The sequence below is a fragment of the Bradyrhizobium sp. AUGA SZCCT0169 genome (assembly GCF_018130085.1).
Lineage (GTDB): Bacteria > Pseudomonadota > Alphaproteobacteria > Rhizobiales > Xanthobacteraceae > Bradyrhizobium.
Genome location: NZ_JAFCMC010000016.1, coordinates 120,001 through 140,049, shown reverse-complemented (window position 1 = coordinate 140,049; position 20,049 = coordinate 120,001). Strand labels below are relative to the sequence as shown.

Genomic DNA, 20,049 nt, shown 5'->3' with positions numbered 1-20,049 from the left:
GAGATCACGGCATAAGCCGTAAAGCCATTGCGCAGGGAAGGCCGGGTGTTCTCCGCTGCCCTGTATGCTCGTGTGCAGCATTTCTTGTGCTAACCGCACACGGGACCGCGGGTGCAGCGCGCACCCGGTCTTCCCTGCGCCCTCTGTTTCGAGGGCAAGGAATTTCTGGCAAAGCTCGGGCGCAATGCGTCGCGAGGATGCGAAACTGCGTTTTGTATGATGGTGGCACAACAAACACCGCCGTCGTCCCGGCCTTGACCACAGATGCGCAATTGCGCATCGGGGGACCCATAACCACAGGAAGCAGTTTTGCGAATGGTCTCTGCTACTGAGCTTCACAGAGGGATCACGCGGTATGGGTCCCTGCGTTCGCAGGGACGACAGCAATCACAACAATTCCGGCTGTTCCGCCATGATGGCATCGCCGACCGCAATGCTGCCGCCCGCCGTCACCTCGGCATAGATGCCGCAATCGCCGTGACCGAGCCTGCGCTGCAGCGCCTGTGGGATGGCGAGATCGCGCTCCGCGGTATCAGGGTCGACGTTGACGGCGGCGCAGCGGACGATCCGCTTCACCACCTTGAGCCTGACGTCGCCGATCGCGATGGTGCGGTCGAGCAGGTCGAACTCGTGCCAGGCCGGCCAGCCCTCGACATAGAGGTTGGCGCGGAAGCGCAGGGGATGGACGGGGTGATCGACCATGTTCTCGATGGCGCGCAGGCTCGCCAGGTTGATGATCGAGACCACCTTGCGGGCGACGTCGGAGAAACTGTGGCCGGGGCTGGTCAGAATCTTCGGCGGACCCTTGATCTGGCCGGCATAGCTGGTGGCGAAGAACTGCTCGATGGCGGCCCGGCCCTCGGCGGTTTCGAGGTTACCCTGCGCCGCAATGACGCCGTTGTGCCGGATGGTCAGCACGTGGCTGGCATCGTCGAAATGGGTCTGCAGCGCCGCCAGCCAGCCGTCCCGCTGCAGCATCAGGAAATGCGGTTTTGGCAGCCATTTCGGCTCAGCCGGATCGAAGCCGGATGGGCCGTTTTCGATGGCGTAACGGCGGTCGGCCAGCAGGGTCTCGCCAATGGTCAAGGCCGCGCGGGCGAGCGGCTCCGGGGTCAGGCCCTTGACGGGATAGCGGTAGATGCCGGTGATCTCGGGGGTTTTTGATGAGGTCATCCGGCCTTTTAAGAGATTCTTTTGCAGCCTGCCACTACGCTGAAATTGCAAAATCGGCCTCTTCCGTTTCTGGCCTGACATGCCCACATTTGCGTCAAGCCTGAAATGACGGCGACGACCGCCGGCTGGTTGAGGAATGTCAACGCGGCCGCGCGGAAACCCAATGAAGATGCCGCTTTCATGCCTTCGGGGTGAGGGCGGCAGGCCGAGGGAAGTGAAGCATGAATATTGAGAAATACACCGAGCGGGCGCGCGGTTTCATCCAGTCTGCGCAATCGCTGGCCGTGCGCGACGGCCACCAGCAATTCTCGCCGCTGCACGTGCTCAAGGTGCTGCTGGACGACAGCGAGGGCCTCGCCGGCAGCCTGATCGACCGCGCCGGCGGCAACTCCCGCGCTATCCTCAAAGCCACCGAGGATGCGCTGGGCAAACTCCCGAAAGTATCCGGAAGCGGCGCTGGGCAGGTCTATCTTGCCCCCGAACTGGCGCGCGCCTTCGATGCGTCCGAAAAGGCCGCCGAAAAGGCCGGCGACAGTTTTGTTACCGTGGAGCGGCTGCTGCTCGGGCTCACGCTCGAGAAGGGCAGCGAGGCTGCGACCATCCTGAGCAAGGGCGGCGTCACGCCACAAAACCTCAACGCGGCGATCGAAAGCCTGCGCAAGGGCCGCACCGCTGACTCGGCGACCGCCGAGAACGCCTATGACGCATTGAAAAAGTATGCCCGCGACCTCACCCAGGCCGCGCGCGACGGCAAGCTCGATCCGGTGATCGGCCGCGACGAGGAGATCCGCCGCACCATTCAGGTGCTGTCGCGCCGCACCAAGAACAACCCCGTGCTGATCGGCGAACCCGGCGTCGGCAAGACCGCGATCGTCGAGGGCCTGGCGCTGCGGATTCTCAACGGCGACGTTCCCGAGAGCCTGAAAGACAAGAAGCTGCTGGTGCTTGACCTCGGCTCGCTGATTGCGGGCGCCAAATACCGCGGCGAGTTCGAGGAGCGGCTGAAGGCCGTGCTGGCCGAGGTCACTTCGGCCGAAGGCAGCATCATCCTGTTCATCGACGAGATGCACACGCTGATCGGCGCCGGCAAGGCCGACGGTGCGATGGACGCGTCCAACCTGTTGAAGCCGGCGCTGGCGCGCGGCGAACTGCATTGCATCGGCGCCACCACGCTCGACGAATACCGCAAGCATGTCGAAAAGGATGCCGCGCTGGCGCGCCGGTTCCAGCCGATCTTCGTTTCCGAGCCGACGGTCGAGGACACGATTTCGATTCTGCGCGGCCTGAAGGACAAATACGAGCAGCACCACGGCGTGCGGATCACGGATTCGGCGCTGGTGGCCGCCACCACGCTGTCGAACCGCTACATCACTGACCGCTTCCTGCCCGACAAGGCCATCGACCTGATGGACGAGGCCTCGGCGCGGCTCAAGATGCAGGTCGATTCCAAGCCGGAAGAGCTCGATACGATGGATCGGGAGATCATCCGCCTGAAGATCGAGCAGGAGGCGCTCCGGAAGGAAAGCGATGCCGGCTCCAAGAGCCGCCTGCAGACGCTGGAAAAGGAACTCGCCGAGCTCGAGGAGAAGTCGGCGGCGCTGACGGCGCGCTGGAGTGCGGAGAAGAACAAGCTCTCCGACGCCCAGAAGCTGAAGAGCGAACTCGATGCCTTGCGCATCGAGCTTGCCAACGCGCAGCGCCGCGGCGAATTCCAGCGCGCGGGCGAGCTGGCCTATGGCCGGATTCCCGAACTGGAGAAGAAGCTTGCCGACATCGAAGCCAAGGAGAACCCCGGCGAGATGATGGAGGAGGCGGTTACCGCCGACCACATCGCGCAGGTGGTGTCGCGCTGGACCGGTGTGCCCGTCGACAAGATGCTGGAGGGCGAAAAGGACAAGCTGCTCAAGATGGAAGGCAGTCTCGGCCAGCGGGTGGTCGGCCAGGCCGAAGCCGTGCGCGCGGTCGCGACCGCCGTGCGCCGCTCGCGCGCCGGCCTGCAGGACCCCAACCGCCCGATGGGCTCGTTCATGTTCCTGGGGCCGACCGGCGTCGGCAAGACCGAGCTGACCAAGGCGCTGGCCGAATATCTGTTCAACGACGAGACCGCGATGGTCCGCCTCGACATGTCCGAATACATGGAGAAGCACTCGGTCTCGCGGCTGATCGGTGCGCCTCCCGGCTATGTCGGCTATGACGAGGGCGGCGCGCTGACCGAAGCGGTGCGGCGCCGGCCTTATCAGGTGGTGCTGTTCGACGAGATCGAAAAGGCGCATCCGGACGTCTTCAACGTGCTGCTGCAGGTGCTCGATGATGGCCGCCTGACCGATGGCCAGGGCCGCACGGTCGATTTCCGCAACACGCTGATCATCATGACTTCGAACCTCGGTTCGGAATTTTTGGTGAACCAGCCGGAAGGCGAGGACACCTCCGAGGTGCGCGAGGCGGTGATGGGGATGGTGCGGGCGCATTTCCGCCCCGAATTCCTCAACCGGGTCGACGAGATCATCCTGTTCCACCGCTTGCAGAAGAGCGAGATGGGCCGGATCGTCGAGATCCAGTTCGCGCGGCTGCAGAAGCTGCTGGAAGAGCGCAAGATCACGCTCACGCTGGATGCCGCGGCGCGCGACTGGCTCGCCGCCAAGGGATGGGATCCCGCCTATGGCGCCCGTCCCCTGAAGCGGGTGATCCAACGCAATTTGCAGGATCCGCTGGCCGAAATGATCCTCGCCGGTGAGGTCGCAGACGGCGACCGCGTGGTGATCTCCAGTGAAGGCAACGTGCTGACCTTCAACGGCAAGGCGCCGCAGACCGCCGAGATCGCGACGTTCGAGGCGCCGATCCCAAAGCGTAAGCTGAACTGAGTTGATTGGCCGGCGCAGCAGCCGTTCCGGCAATGCACGCAAAGCGACATAGACAAGCAAACAGCCTGCCCCGCGCAGGCTGTTTTTTTAGTGATTGCAGCAGCGGTAAAATCTCCCGAACCGCTTGATTCCACTATGCAACTTTGACGTGAGGTGTCGTCACACCCAAAGGAGGTGTGGTGCAAAAGCGACACGCATAGCGATTTAGCGCTCTGGGCGTAGAATCTCCTTGTGCAACCTGTGGACTCGTCTTCACAATCTCAAACAAAAGTTGTGGGGGCGTGCGATGCGTGCGGGTATCGTTGCTTGGTGTATGGGTTTGGCGCTGCTCGTGAGCGGCTGCGATCCGGGCTTATGTTCGTGATGGGGTTGGCACTCAGCTCTATACAGCGGCAACGGCCTCATCCATCGAGCTCCAGAATATCTATCTGGAATACCTGTGCCGTAGCGCAAGCAATTATGTCGGCGCCGGCGTGCCGGGTTGCTCGGAGGTTCCGCCCAATTACTGGCCGATCATCGTTTAAGCCGGTTTGAATGATATTGATGCCCGCTGCGATTCATATCTGGCATGGCTTGACCTGAAAAGGCGCGAGAAGGCGGCCGTCCTTGCCGAGATCGGCGCGATCCGATTCGCAGTGGACGCGCTCACCAATCCAAACATCACGGGCGTCAGTGGAGTTGGCTTGGCCGCGATATCGGCGGCTTTTGGATTGGCCAATGACTCAGTCAAGAACTTCCATTCTTTGCTGCTTCAGGTCGATCAGACGACGGTCCAGAGTGTCGTGATCCCAAATCGTGACCTTTTTCGCAGGGATTTGCTCAAGTACTCCTCATCGATCGATAACAAGCCCTCTGCAGTCCACACGCTGCGAACCTACCTTTCGATTTGCATGCCGATGACGATTTCGGCGAACATCAATTCGACGGTGACCGTGTTCAAGCAAACCGGGATTGCCCCCGGATCCGGTCCTGTGCTTCCCACGATTGCCGCGCCGTTCACGCCGCGCGACAAGTTTGTTGCAAGGCCGACGCCGCCTGTTGACGTGATCAAAACCGTGCCCGGAGCCCACACCATTATTGACGGATATCCGGCTAACCGGCTGACCTATACCCCCGAAATCATCGAGACGATGCTGGCAGCACTCTGTGTGCCCGCGGGCGAGCGGACCCAGGTTACGGGCACGACGAAAACATTGCTGGAGATCTGGGAGCAGGCCGATCTCAGGAACGCGGCCCCGAATGGCAAGATCGACGACCGGGAACGCCGGGTGCTTCTTGGTCTGACGGAATGTCCAACCGACAAGGTGCTGAACGGTTTTGAGCGGCAGTCGTTCATGAATCCCAATGGCACGATGAAAAGTACGAAGCGCCTGATTACACTCCTTGATACGGCGCCCCCTGCTGCAGGTGTGACAGGCGGTGGCATATTCAACCGCGCCGCGACGCTGCAGGAAGCGCGCCCCAGAATCATGCAACTGAGGCGTGATTGCTTCCGGGGGTTGAAGCAGCTTCCCAACGGAATGACCAATCAACTCACGCGCGACTTCATGGAAGCATTGCAGGACTACTCAGATAAGCGTGACGCTATTGCCGCGCCGGCCGCTGGTCAGCCGGCCTCGCCGTTGCCGGCCTGCTGAACCCGGAGGACCGAGATGGTTTACGTCGTCAAGGAAGATGTGGTCGCCCGCTTGCGGGAGGAACCGCGCGCGACGTCGAGGAACAAGAAAACAATGCAGCAGGGAGATGAACTTGGCGACCCCGTTCGGGAGTCCGACGGTTTTCTCTTCTTTGAGATCAACGCCAACCTGAACGGCTGGATGCTCAAGGACGATTGCGAAGAATTACCTGATGCGGCCAGGCTGCCGATAAATGAGAAAGGCTTCGTTCAGGAATGCGTCAACGTCCAATTTCTCTTCAACGATGAGACGAAGCCCGTGGAGGGAGCGCCGCCCGCGGTCATAATCCGGCCCTGGGTGGTTTCCGCCGATTTTCTGATCGCGCGGGCGCTTTATGAAACGGACATCAGGAATTTGGGAAGGAATATTCCTGGCTCCGACGGCGTTGGAGCACTCCAGGTCACCGTCGCCGAATGGAAGGATTTTACCGATAACGGCGGTGCGCTCGCCAAAGATGTCCGCGCGAGTGATCGCGACCATTCGGTGCTGCAGATCCCCGGCGCGGCCTGGCGGCAGCACGTCCATGGAAAGGCGATGAGCAAAATTCGCCTCGACGCCGGAAAGGCCACGGCGGAGGACCCGTTCATTCCGAGCTTCCTCGACATGTTCTTTGCGCATGTGACGAATAGCCCGGCCGCGGCGATCGCCATTCTCGATGCACAGGATGCAGGTACTGCGCCGGAGACCTCGATCAAGGACGTCCTCAAGGCCGTCATGACGGCCGAAGAACTGGCAGCGTTGTTCAAGGCGCGGGAGAAGCTTTCCGGCCTGCCGACGGTCTTCTTCGGCACGGAGGCCAATCCGAGCACGCTCAAGTCGGTTGTCGACATCGCGGAAGATACGCTCAAGAAGCTGCTGGTCGCCGCATTGGGCAGAATTGAAAAGCACCGACCGGAGATGATCCCGGTCGTGACCGCCGGAGGGGCTCCCTGGATGGCCGTCGCCGAGAAGGCCGAGGCTGAGGGCGTCAAGGAAGGTACGCACAATGCTGAAATCAGCGGATATTCCAAGCACACGGATTTTGGTGGCGACCCTAACACCAACCCACCCCCGGCATGGTGCGGAGCGTTCGCTGCGCATTGCATGAAGGGGTGTGACAACCCGATCATCAAGGAGAGTGTGCCGAGAGAAGCGGCGGCGGCGATCAGCTGGAGGAAATGGGGAGTCAACTTTTCGTTGCAGTCGCCCACGATCCCGCGCGGAGCCGTCGTCGTTCTTTCGCTCGAGCCGGGAGCGACCAGCGGAACCGGGCATGTCGGCTTCTTCCTCGAGTTCTCTGCGGACAAGAAGAAAGTCATTTTGCTCGGCGGCAACCAGAGCAGGAGAGTGGGCAAGACACCGTTCCTGGTGAGCCGGATCGCAGAGGTACGATGGCTTGACCAGCCTGGCGCAGTTGGAGCGGTCTCGATCGATGGAATCACGTTGCCGACAGATATCGCTGCCGCTAACCGGCAGTTTGCCGGTTTGATCTTGAAAGCTTTCGCCGACGAGGGTTAGGGGCGACATCACCAGATCGCCGCTCTTGCGAATGCAATCGGTGAGTCCAAACTCAATCCCAGGGCGCATAATACGCAGGGCGAGGATAGCGTGGGGCTGTTCCAGCTAAACCGCGATGGCGGCGTTGGAACCGGTCACACTGTGGAGCGGCTGATGGATCCGGCCTTCAACACGCATTTGATCATCGCGGAAGCCAACGGGGTTCCCTCCTTTAGAAGCGCCACGGATCTCCACACGGCTGTGGAAGTATTTGTGCGCCGCGTGGAGAGGCCCGCGGATCCGGCGGGTCAGACCACAAAGCGCTTCAAGATCGCGCAAGCCCTGATCGCTTGAGGTTGATCCTCGATTCACGAGCAATGAAAGCAGTCGCCGACTATTGGAGGAGTAAGTGATGGCCGCGTCAGCAGCTTCATCCGCACCTGTCGACTTCGACTTGGCCGCCGTGCCCAACGGCCGCGAAGAAATCGCGCGCCTGATCGTCAAATGATTCGCCGACGGTGGCCAACCGCAACAATTGGCCGCCCTGGCGAATGCGATCGCTCAGCCTGCGTGGAGATGACAGGCGACCGCGCGTCCCGGACCGAGTTCGCGGAGCGGCGGCTGATCGGTCTTGCACACTGCCATGGCGCGGGGGCAGCGGGTGTGAAAGCTGCATCCGGGCGGCGGCCGCAGCGCGCTCGGCACTTCGCCTGAAATCACCGCACGCGGCCGGCGCGCCTCCACCTCGGGGTCGGCGACGGGCACCGCCGCCATCAGGGCTTCGGTGTAGGGGTGCAGCGGATTGCGATAGAGATCGTCGCGGTCGGCGATTTCGACGAGGCGGCCGAGATACATCACCGCGATCCGCGTCGAGATGTGGCGGACGACCGCCAGATCATGCGCGATGAACAGATAGGTCAGCCCGAGCCGCTCCTGCAGGTCCATGAACAAATTGATGACCTGGGCCTGGATCGAGACGTCGAGCGCGGACACCGGCTCGTCGGCGATCAAGAGGCTCGGCTCCAGCGCCAGCGCGCGGGCGATGCCGATGCGCTGGCGCTGGCCGCCGGAGAATTCATGCGGATAGCGATCGGCCATGTCGGGCAACAGGCCGACGGAAGCGATCAGGGAAGCGATCTTGTCGCGGGTCGCCGCCTTGTCGCCATCGAGGCCGTGAACCGCCAGCGGCTCGCCGACGATGTTGCGGATCGTCATCCGCGGATTGAGCGAGCCATAAGGGTCCTGATAGACCATCTGCATCCGGCGCCGCACACCCAACAGTTCGGCGCCGCGGTGCGGGGCGATGTCCTGTCCCTCGAACACGATCCGCCCGGCGGTCGGCGTCAGCATCCGCAGCACCGCAAGTCCGGTAGTCGATTTGCCGGAGCCGCTCTCGCCGACGAGGCCCAGCGTCTCGCCGCGCCGGATCGTGAACGAAACGCCGTCGACCGCTTTGACGGTCGCGACCTGGCGCTGAAGGATGATGCCCTTGGTGACCGGGAAATGAACCTTCAGATCCTCGACCCGGAGGATGGTATCGACGGATGGTTCGGGCAGCGCGTCAGACATGGGCGAAACACGCTTTGGCGTGACGGTCGGCGACCTGAAGCAGCTCAGGCTTCGCGGTTCGGCATTGATCCAGAATCGCGCGGCAGCGCGGCGCGAAGGAACAGCCGGGCGGCAGGCTGGCCAGATCAGGCGGCTGGCCCTCGATCGGCATCAGGCGCCGGCCGCCGCCGCCATCGAGGCGAGGGACAGAGGCCATCAGGCCCGACGTATAGGGATGCTGCGGCCGGGCGTAGAGCTCGCGCGCCGGAGCGACCTCGACGATGCGGCCTCCATACATGACCGCGACGCGGTCGGCGTAGCGGGCGACGACGCCGAGATCGTGGGTGATCAGGATCAGCGATGAGCCGGTCTCACGCGTGACTTCCTTCAAGAGGTCCAGGATCTGCGCCTGCACCGTGACGTCGAGCGCCGTGGTCGGCTCATCGGCGATAATCAGGCGCGGCGCGCAGGCCAGCGCCATTGCGATCATGACGCGCTGGCGCATGCCGCCGGAATATTGGTGCGGATAGGAGCCGAGCCGGCTCGCGGCATCGCCGATGCGGACGCGGCCGATCAGTTCGGTCGCGGCCTCATAGGCTTTGTCCCACGGCGTGCCCCGATGCACGTTGATCGGCTCGGCCACCTGCAGGCCGACGGTCAGCGCCGGATTGAGCGAGGACATCGGCTCCTGGAAGATCATCGCGATCTTGTTGCCGCGGACCGCGCGGATGCCGGGATCGTCGAGCTTCAACAGATCCGTGCCGTCGAACAGGATTTCGCCGCCCTCGATCCGGCCCGGCGGGTTCGGGATCAGGCGCAGCACGGAGAGCGCGGTCACGCTCTTGCCGGATCCGGACTCGCCGACGATCGCGAGCGTCTCGCCGGGATCGACATGGAACGAGACGTCATCAACCGCGGTCACGGTTCCGCGCTCGGTGCGGAACCGCGTCGTCAGGTTTTTGACTTCCAGCAGTGGACGCGTCATCGCCGCGGCCCCGCTCAATGGCCCATCTTCTTCTTGAGGTCCTGATCGACCCAAATGCGGGCATAGATCGGTCCCGGACGAACCGCACCGGCGCGGAGTTCGCCAGCGTAGTTCTTCACCCAGGGCCACCAGGCCGTAAAGATGTACGGGGTGGGAAGCCACACATAAGGAGCCTTGTCCAGAATCTCGCGCGTCATCTCCTTCAGCATGGCCTGGCGCTTGCTCTCGTCCGGCTCAAGATAAACCGCGTCCATCTTCTTGTCGTATTCGGGATCGGACCATTGCGACGGGTTCCAGACCTGGCCCTTGACGAAGCTCTTGCGAATGGTCGTCGTCGGATTGGTGTGCCCGTTGTTCATGAGATAGCCCGGTGCATTGGTCTTGGTGGTCATGGCCGAAAGGAACGCACCGTATTCCATGGTTTGAATGTCCAGCTTGACGCCGACCTGCTCATAATAGGCTGCCAGCAGCGGTATCAGGTCGATATGGTCGGGATTGCACGCGCATACCTGCACCTTGAGGGTAAACCCCTTCGGAACGCCGGCCTCGGCGAGCAGCTTCTTGGCTTTCTCGGGGTTGTAGGTGAAGAGTTCCTTGATCGAGTCCGGCATCGCTTCGAGCGGCTCGAAATAGCCGAGATAATCGGGGTGCTGCGGGTAGGCGAACAACTCGGCGTTGCCGCCGTAATATTCCTTGACGATCTCCTGCTTGTTGACGGCGAGATTGAGGGCGCGCCGGACGCGAACATCGTCGAACGGCTTGGTATCGACGCGCATGGCGAGGAACTGGCCGCTCATCGAGAGCCATTTCGACCACTTTAGCTGCGGTGCGCTCTTCTTGAGCTCATCGACCGCGGACCATCTGATGTTTTCGAGAATGTCGAGTTTGCCGGTTCGCAATGCCGTGAGGAAGGTCGCTTCGTCCTTGATCGTGCGGTAGACCACCTTGTCGACCAGCGGGAGCTTGGTTTCGACGCCGTTGATCTTCTCCGTGCCCCAGTAGTTCGGATTCTTGACATAGGTGTTCGAGTTGCCTTGCACGAACTCGGCAAGCTGGAACGGGCCGGTCCCGTTGATGTTCTTCCAGTTGCCGGCGCCGGCGTCGACGACTTCCTTCGGGATGATGCCGGAATAATAGCCCCAGCCGAAGCGATAGTCCCATTCCGCGTTGTAGTTCTTGAAGGTGAAAAGCACGGTGTGCTTGTCGGTGGCTTCGACCTTGTCGATGTGATCGAAATAAGTGGCGATTTTCTTGGGGCTCTTGTCGCGGTGGTTGAAGGAGAACACCACGTCATCGGCGACCAGTTCGCGCGCCGCCATCACCCCGGGCTTGTCGGGAAACATCACCCCCTTGCGCAAATTGATCTCGAGGCGGAGCGGATTTTGCTTCCACTCCCATTTTTCGGCAAGTTCGCCGCGGATCGCATCCGAAGGAATCCAGGCATCGGCGTAGAACGAATGCTTGCCGCCAAGCCGTTTGGACTTGGAGAGGTCCGCGGCGAAAAGTTGCTCGTAGACCTGGCCGGTATCGTGGTTCTGCTTCCAGTTCCAGTCGGCCAGATCCCAGGAGAGCGCCGAGAGCGTGACATAAACTGTCCCAATCTCCAGCGTGCCGCCGGGTTTTGGCGGCGCTTCGGATTGCGAGAATGCGGGGGTTGCAAGCGACAGCGCGACGGCGACTGACGCGGCGGCGAGACGTGATGCGGCGCGTGAATGGGGCATGACTTCCTCCTGGATATTATTTTCTGGTTACCTTGATCCGCGCATGCGTGGGTCGAGCAGATCCCGCAGGGCATCTCCGAACACGTTGGTGGAATAAACGACGATCGTCAGACAAAGACCCGGCGCCAGCGCCAGCCACGGTCCCTGGAACATGAAGGTGCGGCCCGAGCCCGACAGCATGCCGCCCCAGGTCGGGGTCGGCGGCGGCACGCCAAGGCCGAGAAACGACAGGCCCGACTCGGCGAGGATCACGGTGCCGACACGCGTCGTAAACAGCACGATGATAGGCGGCATGATGTTGGGCAGGATGTGCCGCCACAGGATGCGGCCGGTCGAGGCGCCGATCGATTGGGCGGCGTGCACATACATGTTCTCGCGCACCGACACCACGGCGGAGCGGATGATGCGCGAGCCGGCGATGCCGAGCAGCAGGCCGAGCGTGCCGATGATCTGCGGCAGGCCGGGGCCGAGCACCGAGACCACGACCAGCAGGATGATGAGATCGGGAAAGCTCATCCAGGCATCGACGAAGCGCTGCGTGACGAGATCGAACTTGCCGCCGAGATAACCGGTGATGATGCCGATCACGATCGAGATGATGGTCGCCAGCGTCGCGGCGGTAAAGGCGATGATCACCGAAATCTGGGCGCCATACAGGCAGCGCGAGAGCATGTCGCGGCCGAGATTGTCGGTTCCGAACGGATAGGCCCATGACGGCGCCATCAGGCGGTTGCGCGGGCTGATCTGGTTCATGCCATAGGGCGCCAGAACATCGGCGAAGATCCCGCACAGCAGGAACAGGATAAAGATCACGCCGCCGGCGGCGCCGAGCGGCTTCTCGCGGAACAGGCGAATCACAAAGCGGAGAACGCCGTTGCGCTCGGTCTTGCCGCTCGTAGCCGGAATATCGATCGCCAGCGTCATCAGCGGTATCTCACCTTGGGATCGAGCAGGCCGTAGCTCAGGTCGACGGCGAGATTGATCAGCATCACGCAAAGACCGATCACGAGGCTGACGCCGGTAATGATCGGATAGTCGCGCTGGCTGATGGCGTCGAGCAGCAACAGCCCCATGCCGGGAATGACGAAGATCTGCTCGACGATGACGGCGCCGCCGATCAGGATCGGCGCCTGCAAGCCGATCAGCGTGACCACCGGGATCAGCGCGTTGCGCAGCGCATGCCGGATGACGACCAGCTGCCCTTGGCCCAGGCGGTGCGGATATAGTCCTGGCGCAGCACCTCCAGCATCATGGTGCGGGTCAGGCGCATGGTGATGGCCGACAGCGCGGTGCCCAGAATGATCGCCGGCAGAATCATCTGCTTGAGATTTTGCAGGGGATTATCGGTGAACGCGACGAAGTTCACCTGCGGCGACCAACCCCACCAGATCGACGGAAACACCATCACCATGGTGCCCATCCAGAAGCTCGGCACCGCCAGCATCAGGATCGAGAACGAACGGGTGAGATAATCGCCGGCGGTGTCCTGCCGGATCGCAGAATAAATGCCGATCGGCAGCGCGATGCAGAGCGCGATGATCAGCGCCATGAAGCCGAGCTGGAACGTGACCGGCAGTCGTGCGCCGAGCAGTTCGCGCACCGGCGTGTTCTGCCAGAGCGAGCGGCCGAAATCGCCGTGAAAAAGGATGCCGCCGATCCAGTGAAAATATTGCAGCCACATCGGGCGATCGAGGCCGAGCGTTGCGATCAGCTGGTCACGCGAGAGCTTGTCGGCGCCGACGTCGTTCTGGGCGAGCATCATGTCGATGACGTTGCCCGGCACCAGCCGCACGATGACGAAGACAATCAGGCTGGCAAAGAACAGCGCCGGGACAAGCGCCAACAATCGCCGTGCTAGATATGCCTGCATCCTTCGCTGCCCCCCATCGTCTTCTTGCAACAAGAGTGGACCGCGTACGAAATGCTCGCAAGCATTATCGCGACGCGCGCGATGCGATTTTGTCGCGGAGGAACTTGAGTGAAGTACGTGTGCGCGCAAAACATTCCGCGTCGCGGAACAGCAACGCATCCAACTTCACGCTGACGAAGATGAGAAGTGAAAAGATGAAAAGCCGAGAAGCGCTGCGGCTCAGCGGCTGACTTGCCGCACCGATGGCGCAGCGGTGCTGCCGGCGGCGTCGGAGACACGCGCGCCGCCGCGATTGTTCATCTGGATATCGAGGCGATCGCGTTCCTTCTCGAAGCCCGCCATCACCTGGCCTTCGAGCGAGCGGCCACGCGGCAGCTTCACGCGCATCGGATCGACGAAGCGGCCGTTGACCAGGATTTCGTAGTGCACGTGGGCGCCGGTCGACATGCCCGTCGATCCGACGAAGCCGATCACCTGGCCCTGACGCACCCGCTTGCCGGGCTCCATGCCCTTGGCGAACGCCGACATGTGGCCGTAGGCGGTCTCGTAACCGTTGTTGTGCTTCAGCTTGACGTATTTGCCGTAGCCGCCTTCCCAGCCGACTTTCTCGACGACGCCGTTGCCGGAAGCGAAGATCGGCGTGCCGTAAGGCGTGGCCCAGTCGACGCCGGTGTGCATCTTGGTGTAGCCGAGGATCGGATGGCGGCGTCCACCGAAGCCCGAGCGCATGATCGCGTTGTTGACGGGTTTGCGCACCAGGAACTTCTTCGCGCTCTTGCCGGTCTCGTCGTAGTAGTCGACGACCGAGTCGTCGGGGGTCTGGAAGCGGTAATATTTCTTGGTTTCGCCGCCGACCGTGAGCGAAGCGAACAGCACCTCGGTCTTTTCGGTGATGGTCGCGCCGTCGTCTTCGCCGGCGAAGAACACGTCGAAGGAATCGCCGGGCTGCACCTTGCGCTGGAAGTCGACGTCGTAGGAATAGATCTTGACCATGTCCTCGATGACGGTGGCCGGCACCTTGTTGCGCAACGCGGTCTCGTAAATGCTCTGGTAGAGCCGGACGCCGGTGCCGTCATCCTCATCGTCGTCGTCGTCGTCTTTGCCGGCGGCCGCCTCGGCGACCGTGTTCATGCTCTGCACGTCGACGGCGACGTATTTGCCGACGTCGGACAGTGCGGCAACGGCCTCGATGGTGGTTTCGTTGGCGACGATCACCCGATAGGGCTGCAGCCGCACGCCCGGGCCGGGGGCAGCAGGGGCCATCAGGATACGGAGTTTCTGGCCTTCCTTCAGGCCGCCGTCGCGGCCGCGGGCGCCCAGCGTTGCGGCGATCGCCTTGGCCTCGTCCGGCGTTGCGCCCTGATCGCGCAGGATCGAGGTGACCGTATCGCCCTTCTTCACGATGTGAATGCGCTCGTTGGAAGGATTGCCGCCGGTGATTTGGTCTTTGGTCTTCGGCAGCAGCGTGACGTTTTCCGGCACCACGCGGGTTTCAAAGCCGGCATAGGGGTCGGAGACGGTGCCCTCGGTGGCGTAGGCCAGCTTCATGTCGGACTGGACGCCGCTGGCATCGGCGGCGGCGTTCGCCAGCGCAGTATAGCGTACGCCGCCGGTGTTGCCGCGCCAGTTGGCGGCGTCCCGCACCCGCATCAGGACTTCGTCGAGCGCGACCACGGCGGCGAGTTTCGCCTTCGGCAGCACGGAAGCGAGGTCCTTGGTGACGAAGGAGACCTCGGCATCGGGTTCGACGGCATCGGGGTTGTTCGGATCATCGGCGGCGGCGGGGGTGGGGGCGCCGACGTCGGTCAGCATGCGCTGGGCGTTGAATGGCGGGATTTTTGCGGAAAGGTCGCTCGTCGTCATCGACAAATTGCCGGAGATCCGGATGAACGGCCGAACCCGCATCACATCGCGGTTGCCGACCCGGGTGACGGTCGAGACCCGCAAGACGTTGCGGGCGGCTGTCGATTCACCTGGCGGCGGCAGGCGGTCGCTCTTATGCAGGCTGGCGGAGCGATCATTGGCGCCGAAAGCGCCACGCAACGCGCCTTCGACGCGCTCCGGCACCTTGGCAAAGGTCATTTCGCCGTCAAGCGACGCGAAAACGGCGCCGCCGATGAGAGCTGCGCCGCACAGACCAGTCAGGATAGTGCCGCTAAACCATTGTACGGAGACACGGCGACGGTCGATTACCGCGGCCTCGGTGCCATCGACGGAAAGCGGCGGCTCGTGACCGAGATCAATGATCCCGGTCTCGCGTCCATAGCCGCTTCCGCGTGACGCCCTCTGATTCAATCCTGTATCCCCCCAAATTCCATCAACATTCGACTAGACCTTCGCTCGATCCAGACCCGGTTTGCGCCTCCCTATAAGGAGGATCCCGGTGCATCGCGCGCCGCACGAATCGATATTCGGGAATCAGAGGCCAGAAGACCGGCCGCAATCTCGAACGTCAATGATGTGCAGATCTCTCGATGTTTCTCGGCCGCGTGGGGAAAGGCGACGGGTTCATTGAAATCGCCGATCCCTGGTAGACGAACACCGGCAGCCCCCACTGGCATCCGGGCGTTCCATGCTTACTTATAGTCAGAACGTCGCAGGATTGTGGCTCAAGTACGGCGCAAAGGCCCCAAATATCTAGACTTCTTGGGGTCCAAAATTTCTTCCACATCGTGCGACAATTTGTTGACGAAGGCCGTTGACAGGTCCGATCGGGTGGGCCTATAACCCGACCACTGAGCGCGGCGCTGCTTTGGCCCTGAGGCCAAGGCAAGTTGTCGCGCCCGTGAAGCTCCTCATTATGATGAGTGAATCAACAGCCGATACCAATCGGTTGTTATTTGCCGTCCGGTGAAGAGGCTTCCGGAACTCCCAGTAGTGGGAAGCTCCCAATCGATGGGAGATGGGTCCTTCGGGTCCCGGGCTGTTTGACAAGTGAAGATGAAGAAAGAGAAACGTGGACGGCGGAGTCCTTGCGGGCCTCGATTACTGAAATACGCAAGTATTGAAGTGTTGGGGCCGGACGAAAGACTTCGGCGGTACACGTTTACATAGGTTACACCATCGTTGCCCACGATGTGAATCGTAGGCAGCTTGTCGGCTTCGGCCGGCAAAAAATGGTGGGACCTCGTCAAACGTTGTGATCAGCCGGTTTGAAGTTTCAAGTCCAACTTGAGAGTTTGATCCTGGCTCAGAGCGAACGCTGGCGGCAGGCTTAACACATGCAAGTCGAGCGGGCGTAGCAATACGTCAGCGGCAGACGGGTGAGTAACGCGTGGGAACATACCTTTTGGTTCGGAACAACACAGGGAAACTTGTGCTAATACCGGATAAGCCCTTACGGGGAAAGATTTATCGCCGAAAGATTGGCCCGCGTCTGATTAGCTAGTTGGTGAGGTAACGGCTCACCAAGGCGACGATCAGTAGCTGGTCTGAGAGGATGATCAGCCACATTGGGACTGAGACACGGCCCAAACTCCTACGGGAGGCAGCAGTGGGGAATATTGGACAATGGGCGCAAGCCTGATCCAGCCATGCCGCGTGAGTGATGAAGGCCCTAGGGTTGTAAAGCTCTTTTGTGCGGGAAGATAATGACGGTACCGCAAGAATAAGCCCCGGCTAACTTCGTGCCAGCAGCCGCGGTAATACGAAGGGGGCTAGCGTTGCTCGGAATCACTGGGCGTAAAGGGTGCGTAGGCGGGTCTTTAAGTCAGGGGTGAAATCCTGGAGCTCAACTCCAGAACTGCCTTTGATACTGAAGATCTTGAGTTCGGGAGAGGTGAGTGGAACTGCGAGTGTAGAGGTGAAATTCGTAGATATTCGCAAGAACACCAGTGGCGAAGGCGGCTCACTGGCCCGATACTGACGCTGAGGCACGAAAGCGTGGGGAGCAAACAGGATTAGATACCCTGGTAGTCCACGCCGTAAACGATGAATGCCAGCCGTTAGTGGGTTTACTCACTAGTGGCGCAGCTAACGCTTTAAGCATTCCGCCTGGGGAGTACGGTCGCAAGATTAAAACTCAAAGGAATTGACGGGGGCCCGCACAAGCGGTGGAGCATGTGGTTTAATTCGACGCAACGCGCAGAACCTTACCAGCCCTTGACATCCCGGTCGCGGACTCCAGAGACGGAGTTCTTCAGTTCGGCTGGACCGGAGACAGGTGCTGCATGGCTGTCGTCAGCTCGTGTCGTGAGATGTTGGGTTAAGTCCCGCAACGAGCGCAACCCCCGTCCTTAGTTGCTACCATTTAGTTGAGCACTCTAAGGAGACTGCCGGTGATAAGCCGCGAGGAAGGTGGGGATGACGTCAAGTCCTCATGGCCCTTACGGGCTGGGCTACACACGTGCTACAATGGCGGTGACAATGGGATGCTAAGGGGCGACCCTTCGCAAATCTCAAAAAGCCGTCTCAGTTCGGATTGGGCTCTGCAACTCGAGCCCATGAAGTTGGAATCGCTAGTAATCGTGGATCAGCACGCCACGGTGAATACGTTCCCGGGCCTTGTACACACCGCCCGTCACACCATGGGAGTTGGTTTTACCTGAAGACGGTGCGCTAACCCGCAAGGGAGGCAGCCGGCCACGGTAGGGTCAGCGACTGGGGTGAAGTCGTAACAAGGTAGCCGTAGGGGAACCTGCGGCTGGATCACCTCCTTTCTAAGGATGGTTCTTCAGAAGCTTGCTATTTGTAGCGTGCGGATATCGAACCGTTTTAGAAACATCAGTGGCCAACGATCGTCAGGATCGTTGAGCTGCATTGGCGGGATTTCGCCGTCTACGTTTCTCTTTCTTCGCGGACGAACACGCGCCAGGGGCTTAGCGCTTGTGCGATGCATTTGGCGTCAAGCCGGTGCGCGCCACTGCGGCCTCTCGTGTTAGGGGCTTGTAGCTCAGTTGGTTAGAGCGCGCGCTTGATAAGCGTGAGGTCGGAAGTTCAAGTCTTCCCAGGCCCACCACTTTGATCGAGCGCATCACGTCTCATGACCGACGTAAGCATTCGTCTTCTGGTACGGGGCCATAGCTCAGCTGGGAGAGCGCGTGCTTTGCAAGCATGAGGTCGTCGGTTCGATCCCGTCTGGCTCCACCAGATGGAATTGAAGATCGACAAAGTGGCCTGCTAACAAAGCGCTTTTCAAATCGTCCGCGAAACATCACTTCGCATGTCGTGTCCTACGGGATACGCGTGCGTGATTTCTGACATCGTAAAGAGGAGATTGATCCGAGTTTTGGGTCTGCAAAGCAATTTGCGGAGCTCAATTCATAATCTCCAGATCATTTCGGCGCTCGCGCATCGTAATTCATCGCAAGATGAGTGAGATGAGTGAGTTGTAAATGATCTTTTTAGCGAAGCTTGACCGCCTCGCTATCGGGTTGATCTTACGAAGCAAGCTGGTCTTTCTAATCATTGTCCGGCCGTGCATAGCATTCATCGAGGGTGCGCGTTTTGGGGTTTCGACCTCAAGACAATTGTACGGACTACATTCTGCCGAGTGTGTGGACATTGATAATGAGAGCAATCAAGTGCCTTAAGGGTGTTCGGTGGATGCCTTGGCGCTGAGAGGCGATGAAGGACGTGCTACGCTGCGATAAGCCGTGGGGAGCTGCGAAGAAGCTTTGATCCACGGATTTCCGAATGGGGAAACCCACCTTCGATAGCTGGAACTCCAAGATCTCGTATCTTGGGGTTTGAACAGCAATGTTTGAGACCAAGCCGTGAGGTTTTGGATTTCCAGTTATCAAGTGAAGGTATGAAATCTCTGAATACATAGGAGGTTTTAAGCGAACCCGGGGAACTGAAACATCTAAGTACCCGGAGGAAAGGACATCAAACGAGACTCCGTTAGTAGTGGCGAGCGAACGCGGACCAGGCCAGTGATACATCAAAGACAACCGGAACCTGTCAGGAAAGCAGGGCCTTAGAGGGTGATAGCCCCGTACGGGTAATGCGATGATGTATCCTTGAGTAAGGCGGAACACGTGAAATTCTGTCTGAACACGGGGGGACCACCCTCCAAGCCTAAGTACTCCTCAGCGACCGATAGTGAACCAGTACCGTGAGGGAAAGGTGAAAAGCACCCCGACGAGGGGAGTGAAATAGACCTGAAACCGGACACCTACAAACAGACGGAGCCCAAGATACGTTCTGGGTGACGTCGTACCTTTTGTATTATGGGCCAGCGACTTAATTTAACGAGCAAGCTTAAGCCGATAGGCGTATGCGCAGCGAAAGCGAGTCTGAATAGGGCGTCAAGTTCGTTGTATTAGACCCGAAACCTAGTGATCTAGCCATGAGCAGGTTGAAGGTGAGGTAACACTCACTGGAGGACCGAACGGGTGTCTGTTGAAAAAGACTCCGATGACTTGTGGTTAGGGGTGAAAGGCCAATCAAACTGGGAAATAGCTGGTTCTCCGCGAAAGATATTTAGGTATCGCCTCGCATGAATGCTTCGGGGGGTAGAGCACTGGATGGGCTAGGGGGACTTACCGTCTTACCAAACCCAACCAAACTCCGAATACCCGAAAGCAATATGCGGGAGTCACACGGCGGGTGCTAACGTCCGTCGTGGAGAGGGAAACAACCCGGACCTACAGCTAAGGCCCCTAATTCGTGGCTAAGTGGGAAAGGATGTGGAAATCCCAAAACAACCAGGAGGTTGGCTTAGAAGCAGCCATCCTTTAAAGAAAGCGTAACAGCTCACTGGTCTAAATAAGGGTTTCTGCGCCGAAGATGTAACGGG

12 protein-coding genes, 2 tRNA genes and 2 rRNA genes (1 of these 16 only partly in view) are annotated in these 20,049 nt (G+C 60.5%); 8 read left to right on the top strand and 8 right to left on the bottom strand.

Annotated features, from left to right (window positions below):
• Positions 1-387: 387 nt before the first annotated feature.
• Positions 388-1,173: an MOSC domain-containing protein gene (locus JQ609_RS19770; RefSeq protein ID WP_212274610.1), complete on the bottom strand. Its 786-nt coding sequence runs from the start codon at positions 1,171-1,173 to the stop codon at positions 388-390.
• Between the two features lie 221 nt (positions 1,174-1,394).
• Here JQ609_RS19770 and clpB point away from each other — a divergent pair, with 221 nt between their 5' ends.
• The 4 genes from clpB to JQ609_RS19750 all read left to right on the top strand — a co-directional run bounded on the left by clpB (position 1,395) and on the right by JQ609_RS19750 (position 7,540).
• Positions 1,395-4,034, top strand: a complete 2,640-nt coding sequence (clpB, locus tag JQ609_RS19765) for an ATP-dependent chaperone ClpB (protein ID WP_212274609.1) — start codon at positions 1,395-1,397, stop codon at positions 4,032-4,034.
• A gap of 530 nt (positions 4,035-4,564) precedes the next feature.
• Positions 4,565-5,671: a hypothetical protein gene (locus JQ609_RS19760; RefSeq protein ID WP_212274608.1), complete on the top strand. Its 1,107-nt coding sequence runs from the start codon at positions 4,565-4,567 to the stop codon at positions 5,669-5,671.
• Positions 5,672-5,686: 15 nt separating this feature from the next.
• Positions 5,687-7,207, top strand: coding sequence for a hypothetical protein (locus tag JQ609_RS19755; RefSeq protein WP_212274607.1), 1,521 nt, complete (start codon positions 5,687-5,689; stop codon positions 7,205-7,207).
• Positions 7,208-7,222: 15 nt separating this feature from the next.
• The gene (locus tag JQ609_RS19750; RefSeq protein WP_212274620.1) at positions 7,223-7,540 is read left to right on the top strand and encodes a hypothetical protein; all 318 of its coding nucleotides are present in this window, start codon (positions 7,223-7,225) and stop codon (positions 7,538-7,540) included.
• A 207-nt stretch (positions 7,541-7,747) separates the two neighbouring features.
• On the opposite strand, the gene JQ609_RS19745 is transcribed toward JQ609_RS19750, so the two are convergent.
• From JQ609_RS19745 to JQ609_RS19720, 7 genes are all read right to left on the bottom strand, one after another.
• Positions 7,748-8,755: an ABC transporter ATP-binding protein gene (locus tag JQ609_RS19745; RefSeq protein WP_210337426.1), complete on the bottom strand. Its 1,008-nt coding sequence runs from the start codon at positions 8,753-8,755 to the stop codon at positions 7,748-7,750.
• A complete protein-coding gene (locus JQ609_RS19740) occupies positions 8,748-9,719 on the bottom strand; it encodes an ABC transporter ATP-binding protein (RefSeq protein WP_212274606.1) in 972 nt (323 codons plus the stop codon). The genes JQ609_RS19745 and JQ609_RS19740 overlap by 8 nt, the downstream gene beginning before the upstream one ends.
• Positions 9,720-9,733: 14 nt before the next feature.
• Positions 9,734-11,440 (bottom strand): ABC transporter substrate-binding protein, encoded by a 1,707-nt coding sequence (locus tag JQ609_RS19735; protein WP_212274605.1) that lies wholly within the window; start codon positions 11,438-11,440, stop codon positions 9,734-9,736.
• Positions 11,441-11,467: 27 nt separating this feature from the next.
• Positions 11,468-12,364: an ABC transporter permease gene (locus tag JQ609_RS19730; RefSeq protein ID WP_212213980.1), complete on the bottom strand. Its 897-nt coding sequence runs from the start codon at positions 12,362-12,364 to the stop codon at positions 11,468-11,470.
• Complete coding sequence (locus JQ609_RS35600; RefSeq protein WP_312014873.1) at positions 12,364-12,594, bottom strand: ABC transporter permease subunit; 231 nt, start codon at positions 12,592-12,594, stop codon at positions 12,364-12,366. The genes JQ609_RS19730 and JQ609_RS35600 overlap by 1 nt, the downstream gene beginning before the upstream one ends.
• Before the next feature lie 5 nt (positions 12,595-12,599).
• Positions 12,600-13,310 carry an ABC transporter permease gene (locus JQ609_RS19725; RefSeq protein ID WP_283813870.1) on the bottom strand — a complete coding sequence of 237 codons (711 nt, stop codon included), beginning with the start codon at positions 13,308-13,310 and terminating at the stop codon, positions 12,600-12,602.
• 219 nt (positions 13,311-13,529) lie between these two features.
• Positions 13,530-15,605, bottom strand: coding sequence for a M23 family metallopeptidase (locus JQ609_RS19720; RefSeq protein WP_212274604.1), 2,076 nt, complete (start codon positions 15,603-15,605; stop codon positions 13,530-13,532).
• Between the two features lie 872 nt (positions 15,606-16,477).
• On the opposite strand from JQ609_RS19720, the gene JQ609_RS19715 reads away from it, so the two are divergent.
• The 4 genes from JQ609_RS19715 to JQ609_RS19700 form a co-directional block, all read left to right on the top strand.
• Positions 16,478-17,968, top strand: a 16S ribosomal RNA gene (locus tag JQ609_RS19715).
• 222 nt (positions 17,969-18,190) lie between these two features.
• Positions 18,191-18,267, top strand: a tRNA-Ile gene (locus JQ609_RS19710).
• A gap of 55 nt (positions 18,268-18,322) precedes the next feature.
• Positions 18,323-18,398: transfer RNA gene (locus JQ609_RS19705), tRNA-Ala, on the top strand.
• Between the two features lie 428 nt (positions 18,399-18,826).
• A 23S ribosomal RNA gene (locus JQ609_RS19700) occupies positions 18,827-20,049 on the top strand (it continues 1,622 nt past the right edge of the window).
• The 16S and 23S rRNA genes sit together here with 2 tRNA genes alongside, the layout of an rRNA operon.